Source organism: Rhodovarius crocodyli, assembly GCF_004005855.1.
In the GTDB taxonomy this organism is placed as follows: Bacteria; Pseudomonadota; Alphaproteobacteria; order Acetobacterales; family Acetobacteraceae; genus Rhodovarius; species Rhodovarius crocodyli.
Map to the genome: position 1 here is coordinate 35,938 of NZ_SACL01000016.1, position 14,057 is coordinate 49,994.

The following is a 14,057-nucleotide window of genomic DNA, read 5'->3' on the forward strand; positions in this document are numbered from 1 at the left end:
AGGAGTCAAGCCCGTCGCGCAGGCGTGGCCGTGGCCGCCCTCCTGCCTTCATCAGAATATCATTCTGATTTCACTGAGAATTTCAGCCATGGAGACAGTATCGGGCATGCCGCGAAATCCCCTGACCCGATGGTTCCAGCCGGTATCCGGGCTGCTCATGGCCCTGTTCCTGCAGGCCTGCGCCGGGATGCCGGCAGACCAGGCGCGGGGCACCCCCGCCGAGCATGTGGCGCGCGACAGCCTGTTGAGCCTGCGCGCCCATGGCGCGACGGTGGGCGCGGCCGTCGTGGTGCGGGACCCGGCGACAGGCGCGGTCCTCGCCCTCACCAACGCCCATGTCGTGCGGCAGGGCGGCACAGACATGACCGCCCATGGCGCCGACGGGCAGGAACTGGGCCCCGCCCGGATCCTCGCGACCTCGGCCCGGATGGACCTGGCCGTGCTGAGCCTGCCGCCCGAGGCGCGCCCCGCCGATGCCGGCGGCGCGCCCCGCACGGGCGCCGCCGTCTGGGCGGTGGGGCCGCAGGGGCTGGGGCGCGCCCTGGCCGTGGGGGAGGTGGAACGCGCGCAACTGCGCCTGCGGCATCTGGGGCCGGGCTTCACCGCGCGGCTGGGGGCGCTTCGGGGCTTCTCCGGCGGGCCGGTGGTGGGGCGGGATGGCCGGGTGCTGGGCCTGACCACCGCCATGTCCGACGCTGCCCGGACCACGCTGGGCGCCCTGACCGGCATGGATCTGGAAGGGCTCGCGGGCGACGAGCGCGAAGTCTTCGTGCTGTCGATCCAGGAGGCGCTGGCCGAGGCACGGCGCCTGTCGGCCACCGGCGCCCGGATGGCCGCGCGGTAAGGCTGCCCTATTTCTTCATCAGGCTGGTCAACGCGGCCACGGTCTGCGCCACTTCATCGGCCGCGCTGCTGCGCGGGGCGGCCTCCGTCACGCCCAGACCCGCCATGAAGGCCGTGGCGAAGCCCGTGCGGTTGCCCCAGCCCGGGCCCAGCGTGGCCAGCTTGCGCCCCGCCAGCTCGGCCGCGATCTGCTCCTTCAGCTTGCCCTGTGCCGGCACGCGGTTCAGCAGCACCAGGGCCGGGCGCTTCTCGCCCTCGGCCAGCTTCAGCGTCGCCTCGCTGGCCCACAGGTCCGGCCCCGCGGGCTGCATGGGCACCACCACCAGGCTGGCGGCGCGGATCGCCACCTTGCTGTCGGTCTCGGCATGGGGGGCGGTGTCCAGCACCACCACGTCATGATCGCGGGAGAGCTTGTCGATAGCGGCCGGCACCCGCCAGCCGGAGACGGCCTCGAAGCCCAGCGGGCTGGCCGCCGGGTTCTCGGCACGCAGCGCCGCCCAGCGGGACAGCGTGGCCTGCGGGTCGGTATCCAGCAGGGCCACGCGCCGCGTCGCGGCCAGGGCGGCGGCCAGATTGGCGGCGACCGTGGATTTCCCCGCGCCGCCCTTCTGCTGCGCCACCGCGATGATGAAGGCCATGACCGTTGCTCCGCGCGATTCGCGGCCAGCTTACACGATCGGGCGCATCAGTTGAGGAACGGGTTGCGCCAGCCGGGCCTTTGCTGCGACGGGCCGAAATGCCGGGCCAGGTAATCCACGATCACCTGGCGGTCGGCGGGCTCCAGCGGCGTCATGCCGTGCTTCTCCACCATCCAGTCCATCAGCCCGTCCCATTGCTCGCGGCTGAGGCGGGAGCGGCGGATCACCGCCGTGTTGTGGCAGGCGGAGCAGCCGTAGAACACTTCCTCCTGTCCCGGCCCCTCGGGCAGGACGGAGATCTCCTCCTGCCCGTCGGGCGTCTGGGCGAAAGCGGGGGCTGCGACAAGCACCGCCGCGAGCATCAGCCGCCGCATCAACCCACCAGCACCGCGATGCGGCCGATGGCATTGGCGCCATAGCCCTGCGGGTTCCAGTTGGGGGCCGCGTGCGGCTGCATGCGGCCCTTGCTGTCGGTGGCGCGGTACCAGATCTCGAAATACCCGTCAGACGGCAGCGCGACATTGCCCTGCCAGCGCTGCCAGGCATGGCGGTTGGCGGGGGCGGCAAGCGTCATTTCCTGCCAGGTGGCGCCGAAATCCACGCTGACATGCTGCGTCCGCACCGTGTCGTCACCCGCCCAGGCGGCGCCGCGCAGCGCCATGGCCCGGCTGCCCGCCGGCAGCCGTGTCCCGTTGGCGTGGCTGCTGAGGATGGAGCGCACGGGCATGCTCTCCATATCCGCGAAGGAGGCGCCGTTGTCGTTGCTGCCGGGGATGATGGGGCGCACCGGCGTGCGATAGCTGGTGCCGCCCATGCCCGCCCCCGTATGGGGCTGTGCCAGCAGGGTGATGCGCTTCAGCCATTTCTGGCTGAGGCTGCCGGGCCAGCCCGGGACCACCATCCGCAGCGGCGCGCCATGCACGTTCGGGATGGGCGCGCCGTTCATCGCGAAGCACAGCAGCGTGTCCTCATCCATCGCCTTCTCGATGCGCATGCCGCGGCTGATGGCGTCACGGTCGGTGGCGCCCGACAGATGCGGGTCCGCGCCGAAATGCCCGGTAAAGCGCGCCGAGGGCTTGAGCCCGGCCGCAGCCAGCACGTCCTTCAGCCGCACGCCAGTCCAGGCCGCGTTGCTGATGGCGCCGTTGCCCCACTGGTTGCCGCGCGTGGCAGGCGAGAACTGGCTGCGGCCATTGCCGCCGCACTCCATCTGCAGCTGCATCGTCACGTTCGGAAAGCGGGAGCGCAGCTCACCCACCGTCAGGCGCAGGGGCGTGTTCACCTCGCCATCGATGGTCAGCACCCAGCCATCGGCATCGGCGACCGGGTCGGGCAGCTGGCCGTTCATGCGGATGAAGAAGTTCGCGGCGCTGGTGACGGGCTCATCCAGCAGGTTCTCCGGCGTTTCGGCCACCAGCGGGCGTTCGCCCAGGATCAGCAGCGGCGCTTTGCCGTCCATGCGCAGCACGGGTGGCGCGCCCGCCCCCTGGGCCAGCGCCGCCGGCAGCAGCCCCGCCGGCATGTGGCGACCGAAGGGAATGGCCGCCCCCAACGCCGTGCCCATGGCCGCCAGAGCCGCGCCCTTCAGCGCGCCGCGCCGGTTCCAGGCCAGCGCGTCCAGGCGCACGGGGTCTTCCTGCAGTTCCTGCAGGCTGCGGGTGATCGGGCGCATGCAATTCCTCCGTAACGCGCTGTCTTTTCTTGCTGCAGCGATGCCCCACATGCTGGCATGCGAAAGCGAGAAGCTCATCTCGCGCTTTGTTTCCCCATATTTCGTGCTAGCATGGTGCCATGTCGGAAGTCCTCTCTGGCGAAAGCCTCATCGATCGCGCCCTGAAGCGCGTCACGGCCCTCTGGAGGGAGCGCGTCTCCCCCGGACAGGGCGAACCAGAAACCGATCTGACCCAGCGCATGCAGGCCTGCCTGGATGCCCGCGGTGGTGAGGTTTCCGCCCGGGCCCGCGCCGCCTCCCTCGCCCACACCTATCTGGAAGCCGACATTCCAGGCCGCCGCCACTTCCTGCGCACCCTGGCCGGGTTCGATTCCGACGTGGAACGAGTGACCCGCGCGGTTGAGGCCCTGGCCAAGGCGACCGACGCCGAAGGCCGCGCCGCCGCCAAGGTCGGCCTGCGCCAGGCGCTGGAGCCGCCCCGCCTCAAGCTGCTGCACCAGCTGGCCGCCATCCCCGACGGCGTGAAGCTGCTGGTGGACATGCGGGCGGAACTGCTCGGCCTGAAGAACGGCGATGCCCTGCTCTCGGCCCTGGAGGCCGACCTGCGCAACCTGTTCGTCTCCTGGTTCGACCTGGGCTTCCTGGAACTGCGCCGCATCGACTGGAACAGCCCCGCCGCCCTGCTGGAAAAGCTGGTCGCCTATGAGGCCGTGCACCGCATCCGCACCTGGCGCGACCTGAAGAACCGCCTGGACAGCGACCGCCGCTGCTACGCCTATTTCCACCCGCGCATGCCCAGTGAGCCGCTGATCTTCGTCGAGGTCGCGCTGGTGCAGGGCCTGTCGGGCAGCGTGCAGAAGCTGCTGGACGAAAAGGCCCCCGTGCTGGACCCGAAGGAGGCCGACACGGCCATCTTCTACTCCATCAACAACTGCCAGCGCGGCCTGGACGGCATCGCCTTCGGCAACTTCCTGATCAAGCGCGTGGTCGAGGTGCTGGGCGGCGAACTGCGCTCGCTGAAGAACTTCGCCACCCTCTCGCCCATCCCCGGCTTCACCCGCTGGCTGGCCGAGCGCGAGAAGGAAGCCGACGACGCCCTGCTGACCGAAGCCGAGGCGCTGGCCATCCGCCAGGCGGCTGAGGCCGCCGAGGACGTGCACCCCACCACCGCGCTCTGCACGCTGCTGAAGCGCAAGAGTTGGCCGCGCGATGCCGCCATGGTCGCGGTGCTGGAGCCGGTGCTGACGCGCCTCTGCGCCCGCTACCTAGTGAATGAGGCCGGCCGCAACCCCAAGCGCGCGCGCGACCCGGTGGGGCATTTCCACCTGTCGAACGGCGCGCGGGTGGAACGCATCAACTGGCTGGCCGATACCTCGCCCAAGGGCTTCGCCGAGAGCGCGGGGCTGATGGTCAACTACCTGTACGATCTGGCGAAGATCGAGGACCAGCACGAGGCCTATGCCGGCGAGGGCAAGCGCGCCGCCAGCACGCCGGTGAAGAAGCTGCTGAAGGCATAGTCACGCGCCGCATGGCGGGCCATACCGGGGCACTCAGTCCCGGAGCCCGCCATGTCCCGCATCGCCCTTTTCGGTTCCCATGTCCTGACCGAGCGCGACGGCGTGCAGCATGTCCTGCGCGACCAGTGGGTGCTGGTCGAGGGCAACCGCATCGCGGCCATTCAGCCCGGCCGCCCCGCCGCCGACACGCATTACGAGGCCCCCGGCCGCTTCCTGCTGCCCGGGCTGATGAACCTGCACAACCACTGCTTCAGCGAGGCCGTGGCCCGCAGCCACACCGAGGACGGCAACGGCCGCAAGAACAACCAGTCCATCGTCTATACGGTGCTCATGCCGCTCTCGAAGCGGGGCGCGGAACTGCTGAGCGCCGAGGAGCGCATGGCCGTGGCCCGCCTCGGCGTGCTGCAGCTGCTGAAGGGCGGCGCCACCACGGTCATGGAACCCTTCCGCGCCGGCATGGCCGAGATGTTCGACGCCGCGCTGGAGATGGGCCTGCGCTTCTACGGCGCGCCCTATATCTTCTCGGTCGACGCCAAGGCGCGCCCGGACGGCAGCGTGGACTACGGCATGGCCGACAGCAGCGAGAGCGCCTTCGCCGAATGGAACGCCCTGCACGCGAAGTGGGAAGGCGCCGGCAACGACCGCATCCGCCTGGCCATGAGCCCGCACGCCACCGACACCTGCGGCCCCGAACTTCTGCGCGCCGCCCATGCCCGCGCCCGCGAGCTGAACGTGCCCTTCACCACCCATCTGGCCCAAAGCCCCTCCGAGGTCGCGACGATCCAGGCGCGCCATGGCTGCTCGCCCGCCGAATACCTCGACCGGCTCGGCATCCTGCCCGGGCTGCTGGCCGCGCATGCCGTCTCCAGCAGCGACAGCGACCTGGCCCTGATGGCAGAGCGCGGCACCGTCGTGCTGAACTGCCCGCGCGTCTTCGCGCGCTCCGGCACCACGGCCAGCTTCGCGCGCTTCGCCGGCGCCGGCATCCGCACCCTGGTCGGCACCGACGGCTACAACATGGACCTGCTGGGCGAGATCAACGCCGCCGCCATCATCAGCAAGGTGACGGAACACAGCGCCACCGTCGCCACCGCGCCCGAACTGATCGACGCCATCACCCGCCACGCCGCCGACGCCATCCACCGCCCCGACCTCGGCCGTCTGGTCCCCGGCGCGCTCGCCGACATCACCGCCGTCGACATGACCCACCCCCACCTGCAACCCATGCACGACCCGCGCCGCGCCCTGGTGTGGCTGGCCAACCGCGCCAACATCGACCTGGTGATGGTCGACGGCCGCATGATCCTGGAAAACGGCAACCTGCCAGGCTTCGACGAAGCCGCCCTGACCCGCGCCGGCGCCGCCGCCGTGGAAAAGATCTGGGCCCTGCCGGAAGCACAGGCGGCATTTGCGGGGTAAGGGAGATCCCCGGGGCTTTGCCCCGGACCCCACCAAAGGGCTCCGCCCTCTGGACACCCGCCAAGGGTCGTAACGACCCTTGGAACCCATGAGTTATCTGAAAGTGTGGGGAAGGGGCTCAGAACGCGCATGGGACCGGAGCGCGCTCGGCGCCCCTTCCCCACACTTTCAGCTCCCGGTTTCCAAAGGCCTTTCGGCCTTTGGTGGGGGTGCCGGGGGCAAAGCCCCTGGCTGGGGGATCGGGGGCAAGGCCCCCGGAGCGCGCCCTACCCCGCCACCGGCACCTGGGCGCCCATCAGCTGGGTCTTGACCAGGGCCGCGAAGCGGCCGTCGGCCGCGACCAGTTCCTCGAAGGTGCCGCGTTCCATCACCTTGCCGTTCTCGAACACCATGATGGTGTTGGCCTCGCGCACCGTGGACAGGCGGTGGGCGATGATGAAGGTGGTGCGGCCTTCCATCAGGTTGCGCAGTGCGACCTGTACGCGCGCTTCTGTCGCGGCGTCGAGGGCGCTGGTGGCCTCATCCAGGATCAGCACCGGCGGGTCCTTCAGCAGGGCGCGGGCGATGGCCAGGCGCTGGCGCTGACCGCCGGAAAGCGAGGCGCCGCGCTCACCCACCATGGTGTCATAGCCCTGGGGCTGGCGGGTGATGAAGTCGTGCGCCTCGGCCAGGCGGCAGGCGCGCTCGATTTCCTCCTGGCTCGCCTCCGGCCGGCCGACCAGCAGGTTTTCCCGGATGGTGCGGTTGAACAGCATGCTTTCCTGGAACACCACGCCGATGTTGCGGCGCAGGCTTTCCAGGGTGATGTCCCGGAGGTCGTGGCCGTCGAGCGTGACCGCACCCTCCACCGGGTCCCACAGGCGCTGCAGCAGGGACATGGCGGTGGATTTGCCGGCGCCGGTCTGGCCGACCAGCGCGATGGTGCTGCCCGGGGGCGCGTCGAAGTCGATGTCGGCCAGGATGCGCGACCCGCCCGGATAGGCGAAGCCCACATGGTCGAAGCGCACATGGCCGGTGGAACGCGGCAGGTCCAGCGCGTCGGGCTTCTCGGGGACCGTGCTGCGGGTGTCGATCACCTGGAAGAATTCCTCCAGCGCCGGCGCCTGGAACAGCAGGTGCGAGATGAAGGCGACCGCCCCCTCCATGCGGGAGATGAGCAGCGTGGCGAAGCCCATGAAGCTGACGATGTCACCGACCGTCGCCTGGCCGCGCACATGCAGCACGGTGCCCAGCACGAAGATGCCGATGACGGTCAGGGTGGAGCAGGCGCGCGTCATCACGCTGACCACCGCCCACCAGTTCAGCACCGGGAACTGGTGGTCCAGCACCTGGCGCATGATGTCGGAGAACTGCTTGGCCTCGCTGCGCAGCCGGGTGAAGCTCTGCACCACCATCACGTTGGACAGCGCATCCTGCGCATTGCCCGCCAGCCGCGTGTGGAAGCGTTCCACCTGCATCTGGGCGGCCTGCGTCTTGCGGATGACGAAGGCGGTGACGAGGGTGAACACCACCACCAGCACGATCAGGATCAGCCCCAGCCGCCAGTTCAGCACCAGCGTCAGCGGCAGCAGCACCAGCGCGCTGATGAAGGTGATCAGGTGCTCCCGGAAGAAGGACAGCCACATGCCGAACAGGTTGTCGGAGCCGACGAGCATCACCTTCATCAACCGCCCCGACTGCACGTCGCCATGGAAGGCGAGCGGCAGCGACAGGACGTGGCTGAAGTAGCGGTTCATCATCCGCAGCCGGTTGCGGTGCGCCATGCGGTCCGCCAGCAGGCTGACGGCCACATTCGCGCCGATGCCGGCCAGCCCCACGGAACCCCAGACCAGCAGAAGCGTCGCGGCCTCTGCCCAAAGCGCCTGCTCACCCAGGCTGCTGGAGCGTGAGAGGAGGTCCACCACCCGCCCGAACAGCACGGGTTCCAGGAATTGCAGGCCGGCCAGCGCCAGTGCCGAGAGCGCGAGCCCCCAGGCAACCCAGCGGTCCGCCGCCAGCAACCCCAACACACGGCCATAGAGCCTGATGAATTGCATTCTGCCTCCGTGCCGGATGTCTCGGAATGAAACGCCTGAGGATGCAAGTGGGTTCACCGCCGGGCCAAGACATCCGGTGGCTTGAAGCATGGGCCCCGCTTTGCCACATTCGTTGCAGAAAAATAAGATGAGGGAGCGTTCATGTCCGGGCGAACACGCCAGGCGGATATCGTTGCGAATTCGTTCCATGCCGTCGGCCGCCGCGGGCTGATGGCGGCCGCGCTGCTTCCGGCGCCGGCCCTGGCCCAGGGCGGCACCGGTTCAGGCTGGGCGCCGACGCGCTCGCTCCGGCTCATCGTCCCCTTCCCGCCCGGGGGCACCACCGACCTGATGGCGCGCCTCACGGCGGAGCGCCTGGGCGCTGCCTTCGGCCAGCCGGTGGTGGTGGACAATCGCGGCGGCGCCGCCGGCAGCCTGGCCGCCGACATGGCCACCAAGGCGGAGCCGGACGGGCACACCCTGTTCTTCACCAGCATCGGCACGGCCGCCACCAACCAGCTTGTCTACCGGCACCTGCCCCGCACGGCGGATCTGCTGACAGAGGTGATCGCGCTCTATGCCCTGCCCAATGTGGCGAGCGTTCCGCCCGGCGCGCCCTGGGCCAGCCTGGGTGAGTTCGTGGCCGCCGCGCGGGAGGCACCCGGGCGGCTGACCTATGGCAGCAGCGGCGCCGGCACCACCCTGCATCTCATCGGCGCCATGCTGGCCTATCGCGCCGGCATCGACATCCTGCACGTTCCCTATCGCGGCGGCGGGCTGATGCTGAACGAGCTGGTGGCCGGGCGCATCTCCATCGCCTTCGGTAACCTTCCCACGGCCATCGAGCTGCTGCGCTCCGGCACGCTGCGGGCGCTGGCGGTCAGCGGGGCGGAGCCGAGCCCCGTGCTGCCCGGCGTGCCCACCATGGCGGCCACCGTGCCGGGCGTGGTCAGCACAGCCTGGTACGGGCTGCAGGTGCCGCGCGGCACGCCGGCCGCCGCCATCGCGCGCCTCAACGCCGAATGCAACGCAATGCTGGCCGCGCCCGATGTCCAGGCACGCCTGGCGCCGCAGGGCGTCTCCGCCATGGGCGGCACGCCCGAGGACTTCACCCGTTTCATCCAATCCGAGGTCGCGCAGTGGCGCGAGATCGTGAACGCGGCGCAGATCACCGCCGACTGACCAGGAGGAATACCACATGACCACCACTCGTCGCCTGCTGCTGGCAGCCCCGGCCCTGCTCGCCACCCCCTTTGCCGCATCCGCGCAGGAACGCTGGTCGCCGACGCGCCCGGTGCGGATCATCGTGGGCTTCTCCCCGGGCGGCACGACCGACATCGCGGCCCGCATCCTGGCCGAGTTCCTGAGCCATAGGCTGGGCCAGTCCGTGGTGGTGGAGAACCGCCCGGGCGCCGGCGGCAACATCGCCAATGAGGTGGTGGCGAAGGGCGAGACCGATGGCCATACCCTGCTGATGCAGACGATCGGCGGCGGCGCGATCAATTTCCCGCTCTACGGCAACCGCATGCCGATCAAGCCGGAGGATCTGGTGGCGCTCGGCCTGCTGCTGCGGGTGCCCAACGCCATCTTCGTGAACCCGTCCCTGCCGGTGAACTCCCTGCAGGAGCTGGTGGCCTATGCGCGCGCCCGTCCGGGCCAGCTCAACTACGGTTCCTCGGGCCTCGGCACCTCCCTGCACATGACGGCGGAGCTGCTGAAGATGGTGGCGGAGATCGACATCACCCATGTGCCGTTCCGCGGGTCGGGCCCCATGCTGCAGGAGGTGCTGGCCGGGCGCGTGCAGATGGCGGTGGACAACCTGCCCTCCGTCGTGAACCACCTGCGCGAGGGCCGGCTGCGGCCGCTGGCGGTCACGAGCGCGACCCGCAGCCCCGCCCTGCCGAATGTGCCCACCACCGCCGAGGCCGGCTTCCCCGCCGTGGAAGCGGTGGCCTGGTTCGGCCTGCAGGGCCCCGCGCGCATGCCCGCTGCCGCGGTCCAGCGTTACGGGGCGGAGATCGACGCGGCGGTGAAGGACAACGGCGTGTGGTCGAAGCTGGCCGATCTGGGCGGCATGAAGCCTGATCTGACGCCCGATGGCGGCACCAGCCCCGAAGGCTTCACCCGCTATATGGCGGCGGAGCTGCAGAAGTGGACGGATGTGGTGCGCCGCGCCCGCGTGACGCTGGAAGGCTGAGGGGAAGGGGCGCGCGCCCCTTCCTTTTTATCAGGCGCGCGCCAGTTCCGCCGGGGTGGCCAGGCGATAGCCGCCACCCTCGGTCAGCAGCAGGCGGCTGTCGCCGGTCTCCGGCTCGATCTTCTGGCGCAGCCGGTAGATGTGGGTTTCCAGCGTGTGGGTCGTGACCGCGCTGTTGTAGCCCCAGACCTCGTTCAGCAGCGTCTGGCGCGGCACCGGCTTGCCGGCCGCGCGGTAAAGGAATTTCAGGATCGCCGCCTCTTTCTCGGTTAGGCGGATTTTCCTGTTCTTCTGCGCTTCCAGCAGCTGCTTCATCGCCGGGCGGAAGGTGTAGGGCCCGATGGTGAACACCGCATGCTCGGAGCTGTCATAGACGCGCAGCTGGGCGCGCAGACGGGCCAGCAGCTCATTCAGGCGGAACGGCTTGGCGATATAGTCGTTGGCGCCGCTGTCCAGGCCGCGCACGACATCCTGTTCGCCATCGGCACCGGTCAGCATGATGATGGGCACTACGATGCCCTTCTGGCGCAAAGTGGCGCAAAATTCCCGACCATCGCCGTCAGGAAGGCCGATATCGAGCAGAATAGCATCGAATCGCGCACCTTCCGCCGCCAGGGCGGTTTCGGCCTCGGCGGCGCTGGAGGCCACGGCCGGGGCGAATTCGCCCTCCAGCCCCAGCTGGTCCATCAGGGTCTCTCGGACTGCGGGATCGTCATCCACGATCAGCACCGAACGGGGAGAGGCCATGGGTGTTCCTCGACGCGGGCGGGTGGGTTGGCGAAGCAGCCCGGGCGCGGCTTTCACCCCGCCCGGAAGGGGGATTCCGATCACGCCCGCTCGCGGACCAGAACCCTCACTCACGGACTTAGCACCTATCGTCTGATCCGTCGAATAGGAGATTTCGCAGCCGCACACATCCACCATACAGGGTAGCGCGTTAAGAAAACCAACCATGGAAGCCGGGAGGTTCGTGACTACATGACCAGCATGCCCTTGCCACGCCACAATCCAGGCGCTTCCTTGCTCTCTGGAATGGATCCCTCTCGCATGTCGCTTTTCAGTACCGCCCACCCCAACGCACCGGAGGCGGACAGCCGTCCCTCGCCGGAAGCGCTGGCCATGCGCGCGGTGCATCGGGCGGTGGCCGACCTGCGGCGCGGCACGCCCGTGATGCTGCATGCGCCGGGCAGCTGCCTGGTGGTGGCGGCCGCCGAGACGGTGGGCGCCGAGGGCCTGCGGGAGCTGCGCGCCGTGGGCGACGCATCCCCCGTGCTGCTGCTGGCCGCCACGCGGGCGGCCGCCGTCTTCGCCCGCCCCGTCGCCCTCTCCGCCCCCGAGGAAGCCGCGGCCGCCCTCCGCCTGCCGGAAGCGCTGCTGGCGCCGGAACGCCTGCGCGCCCTCGCGGACCCGACGGCCGAGCTGCTGCTGCCCGAATCGCCCGAACGCGCGGCCCTGCCGGCGCTCGCGACCCAGGCGCTGGCCCTGGCCAAGCTGGGGCGGCTGCTGCCGGCCCTGGTCGCCGCCCCGGCACATGACGCGGAAGCCGCGGCCCGCCAGGGTATCGCCGTGCTGCACGCCGAGGACCTGGCCGCCTATCCGCCCAGCGCCGCCACCACCCTGGCCCCGGTCGCCGAGGCCCGGGTGCCGCTGGAGGATGTGCCCGAGGCGCGCATCGTCGCCTTCCGCGCGGCCGATGGCGGGATCGAGCATCTGGCCATCCTGGTCGGCAAGCCGGAACAGATGGCCGCCGAGGGCGGCGCGCCGCTGGTGCGTGCCCACAGTGAGTGCTTCACCGGCGACCTTCTGGGGTCCCTGCGCTGCGACTGCGGCCCGCAGCTGCGCGGCGCGCTGCGCAAGATGGCGGAGGTCGGCAACGGCGTGCTGCTGTATCTGGCGCAGGAAGGGCGCGGCATCGGGCTGGTGAACAAGCTGCGCGCCTATACCCTGCAGGACCAGGGGCTCGACACGCTCGATGCCAACCGCGCGCTGGGCTATGGCGCGGATGAGCGCAACTTCCTGGTCGCGGCCGAGATGCTGCGCCAGCTGGGGATCCCGCGCGTGCGGCTGCTGACCAACAACCCCGACAAGATGGCGAGCCTGGCCGCCTGCGGCATCGAGGTGGTGGGGCGCGAGCAACATCAGTTCGCCGCCAATGGCGTGAACGATGCCTATCTGGCCACCAAGGCCGCGCGCTTCGGGCATCTGCTCAGCATCAAGGAATGATGCCGGCGCTCGAAGTCGAGGCGCTGGTCAAGCGGTACAAGCCCGACCGCCCGCCCGCGGTGGACGGCCTGACCTTCACCATGCCGCGCGGCGCCACCTGGGGGCTGCTGGGCGGCAATGGCGCGGGCAAGACCACCACCATCGCCATGCTGCTGGGCCTGCTGAAACCCACATCCGGCAAGGTGCTGGCCCTGGGCCATGACATGGAGCGCGACCGTTTCACGGCCCTCGCGCGGATGAATTTCTCATCGCCCTACATCGCGCTGCCGCATCGCCTGTCGGTGGCGGAAAACCTGCGCGTCTACGGCCACCTCTACGGCGTGGCGCGGCTGGAGGAACGTATCGGGGAACTGGCCGAGGAACTGCACCTGGCGGACCTGCTGGACCGCCCGGCGGGGGAGCTTTCCGCCGGCCAGAAGACGCGGGTGGCGCTCGCGAAATCCCTGATCAACCGGCCGGAGCTGCTGCTGCTGGACGAACCCACCGCGAGCCTGGACCCCGACACCGCCGACCAGATCCGTTCCTGGCTGGAGCGGTATCGCGAGGCCACCGGCTGCGCCATCCTGCTCGCCAGCCACAACATGGCGGAGGTCGAGCGCCTCTGCGGCCATGTGATGATGCTGCGCAAGGGCGTGGTGGTGGACCAGGGTTCGCCGGATGACCTGATCGCCCGCTATGGACGCGGCAATCTGGAGGAAGTGTTCCTGGACATCGCGAGGGCGCCCGCATGATGCGCCGCATCTGGGGGCTGATGTACCGGCACCTGGCCCTCTACCGCCGCTCCGTCCCGCGCCTGATCGAGCTGATGTACTGGCCCGTGCTGCAGATGGTCGTCTGGGGCTTCATCACCGCCTATCTGGCGGGGGTGCAGAACAATGTGGCCTCGGCGGCGGCGGGTGTTCTGCTGGGCGGCGTGCTGCTGTGGGAAGCGGCGCTGCGCAGCCAGATGGGGTTCTCGCTGTCCTTCCTGGAGGAGATGTGGTCCCGCAACCTGGGGCATATCTTCGTCTCGCCCCTGCGGCCGCGCGAATTGGTGCTGGCGCTGATGGGGCTGGCGCTGGCGCGCACGCTGGTGGCGGTGCTGCCGGCCATGCTGCTGGCCTTCTTCCTCTACGGTTTCAACATCCTGAAGCTGGGGCCGGCCGTGGTGGGCTTCTTCGCGGCGCTGGTCATCATGGGCTGGGCGGTGGCGCTCGGCGTCACCTCGCTGATCCTGCGCTATGGCCAGGGGGCGGAGGCGCTGGCCTGGTCGGTGCTGTTCGGCATCACGCCCTTTGCCGCCGTGTTCTATCCGGTGTCGGTGCTGCCTTCCTGGCTGCAGCCGGTGGCCTATGCCCTGCCGGCGTCGCATGTGTTCGAGGGCATGCGCGCCGCCCTGCTGGAAAACCGCTTCGACGCCGGGCACATGCTGGCCGCCTTCGCGCTGGATGCCGCCTGGCTGGCGCTCATGGGATGGGTGTTCCTGAGCCAGCTGGAGGCCTCGCGTGACCGGGGGGCCTTGCTCAATATCGGCGAGTAGGGAAAACCCGGCCC

13 protein-coding genes are annotated in these 14,057 nt (G+C 69.9%); 8 read left to right on the top strand and 5 right to left on the bottom strand.

Annotated features, from left to right (window positions below; all coding sequences use genetic code 11):
* The first annotated feature begins 106 nt into the window (after nt 1-106).
* Nucleotides 107-844, top strand: coding sequence for a S1 family peptidase (locus tag EOD42_RS24590; protein ID WP_164868115.1), 738 nt, complete (start codon nt 107-109; stop codon nt 842-844).
* 7 nt (nt 845-851) lie between these two features.
* Here EOD42_RS24590 and parA read toward each other — a convergent pair whose 3' ends face one another.
* Genes parA through EOD42_RS24605 form a run of 3 tightly spaced genes read right to left on the bottom strand, consistent with a single transcriptional unit; the run spans nt 852 to nt 3,153 of the window.
* Complete coding sequence (parA, locus tag EOD42_RS24595; RefSeq protein ID WP_127790256.1) at nt 852-1,481, bottom strand: ParA family partition ATPase; 630 nt, start codon at nt 1,479-1,481, stop codon at nt 852-854.
* A 47-nt stretch (nt 1,482-1,528) separates the two neighbouring features.
* Nucleotides 1,529-1,831: a hypothetical protein gene (locus EOD42_RS24600; protein WP_127790257.1), complete on the bottom strand. Its 303-nt coding sequence runs from the start codon at nt 1,829-1,831 to the stop codon at nt 1,529-1,531.
* 23 nt (nt 1,832-1,854) lie between these two features.
* Nucleotides 1,855-3,153 (bottom strand): sulfite oxidase, encoded by a 1,299-nt coding sequence (locus tag EOD42_RS24605; protein WP_127790258.1) that lies wholly within the window; start codon nt 3,151-3,153, stop codon nt 1,855-1,857.
* A 119-nt stretch (nt 3,154-3,272) separates the two neighbouring features.
* Between EOD42_RS24605 and EOD42_RS24610 the strand changes: the two genes are divergently transcribed.
* On the top strand, nt 3,273-4,670 hold the full coding sequence (locus tag EOD42_RS24610) for a malonyl-CoA decarboxylase (protein ID WP_127790259.1): 1,398 nt from the start codon (nt 3,273-3,275) through the stop codon (nt 4,668-4,670).
* 51 nt (nt 4,671-4,721) lie between these two features.
* Nucleotides 4,722-6,089 (top strand): amidohydrolase family protein, encoded by a 1,368-nt coding sequence (locus tag EOD42_RS24615; protein WP_127790260.1) that lies wholly within the window; start codon nt 4,722-4,724, stop codon nt 6,087-6,089.
* 266 nt (nt 6,090-6,355) lie between these two features.
* Here the strand turns inward: EOD42_RS24615 and EOD42_RS24620 are convergent, their stop codons facing one another.
* Nucleotides 6,356-8,125, bottom strand: a complete 1,770-nt coding sequence (locus tag EOD42_RS24620) for a glucan ABC transporter ATP-binding protein/ permease (RefSeq protein WP_127790261.1) — start codon at nt 8,123-8,125, stop codon at nt 6,356-6,358.
* Between the two features lie 141 nt (nt 8,126-8,266).
* Here EOD42_RS24620 and EOD42_RS24625 point away from each other — a divergent pair, with 141 nt between their 5' ends.
* Both EOD42_RS24625 and EOD42_RS24630 read left to right on the top strand, forming a co-directional pair.
* Nucleotides 8,267-9,286 carry a Bug family tripartite tricarboxylate transporter substrate binding protein gene (locus tag EOD42_RS24625; protein WP_127790262.1) on the top strand — a complete coding sequence of 340 codons (1,020 nt, stop codon included), beginning with the start codon at nt 8,267-8,269 and terminating at the stop codon, nt 9,284-9,286.
* A 16-nt stretch (nt 9,287-9,302) separates the two neighbouring features.
* The gene (locus EOD42_RS24630; protein ID WP_127790263.1) at nt 9,303-10,301 is read left to right on the top strand and encodes a Bug family tripartite tricarboxylate transporter substrate binding protein; all 999 of its coding nucleotides are present in this window, start codon (nt 9,303-9,305) and stop codon (nt 10,299-10,301) included.
* A 30-nt stretch (nt 10,302-10,331) separates the two neighbouring features.
* On the opposite strand, the gene EOD42_RS24635 is transcribed toward EOD42_RS24630, so the two are convergent.
* A complete protein-coding gene (locus EOD42_RS24635) occupies nt 10,332-11,048 on the bottom strand; it encodes a response regulator transcription factor (protein ID WP_127790264.1) in 717 nt (238 codons plus the stop codon).
* A 300-nt stretch (nt 11,049-11,348) separates the two neighbouring features.
* Between EOD42_RS24635 and ribA the strand changes: the two genes are divergently transcribed.
* Genes ribA through EOD42_RS24650 form a run of 3 tightly spaced genes read left to right on the top strand, consistent with a single transcriptional unit; the run spans nt 11,349 to nt 14,043 of the window.
* Nucleotides 11,349-12,524 (top strand): GTP cyclohydrolase II, encoded by a 1,176-nt coding sequence (gene ribA, locus EOD42_RS24640; RefSeq protein WP_127790265.1) that lies wholly within the window; start codon nt 11,349-11,351, stop codon nt 12,522-12,524.
* Nucleotides 12,521-13,255, top strand: a complete 735-nt coding sequence (locus EOD42_RS24645; protein ID WP_456308133.1) for an ABC transporter ATP-binding protein — start codon at nt 12,521-12,523, stop codon at nt 13,253-13,255. Before ribA ends, EOD42_RS24645 begins: the two co-directional genes overlap by 4 nt.
* Nucleotides 13,252-14,043: an ABC transporter permease gene (locus tag EOD42_RS24650; RefSeq protein ID WP_127790266.1), complete on the top strand. Its 792-nt coding sequence runs from the start codon at nt 13,252-13,254 to the stop codon at nt 14,041-14,043. The genes EOD42_RS24645 and EOD42_RS24650 overlap by 4 nt, the downstream gene beginning before the upstream one ends.
* Nucleotides 14,044-14,057 lie beyond the last annotated feature (14 nt).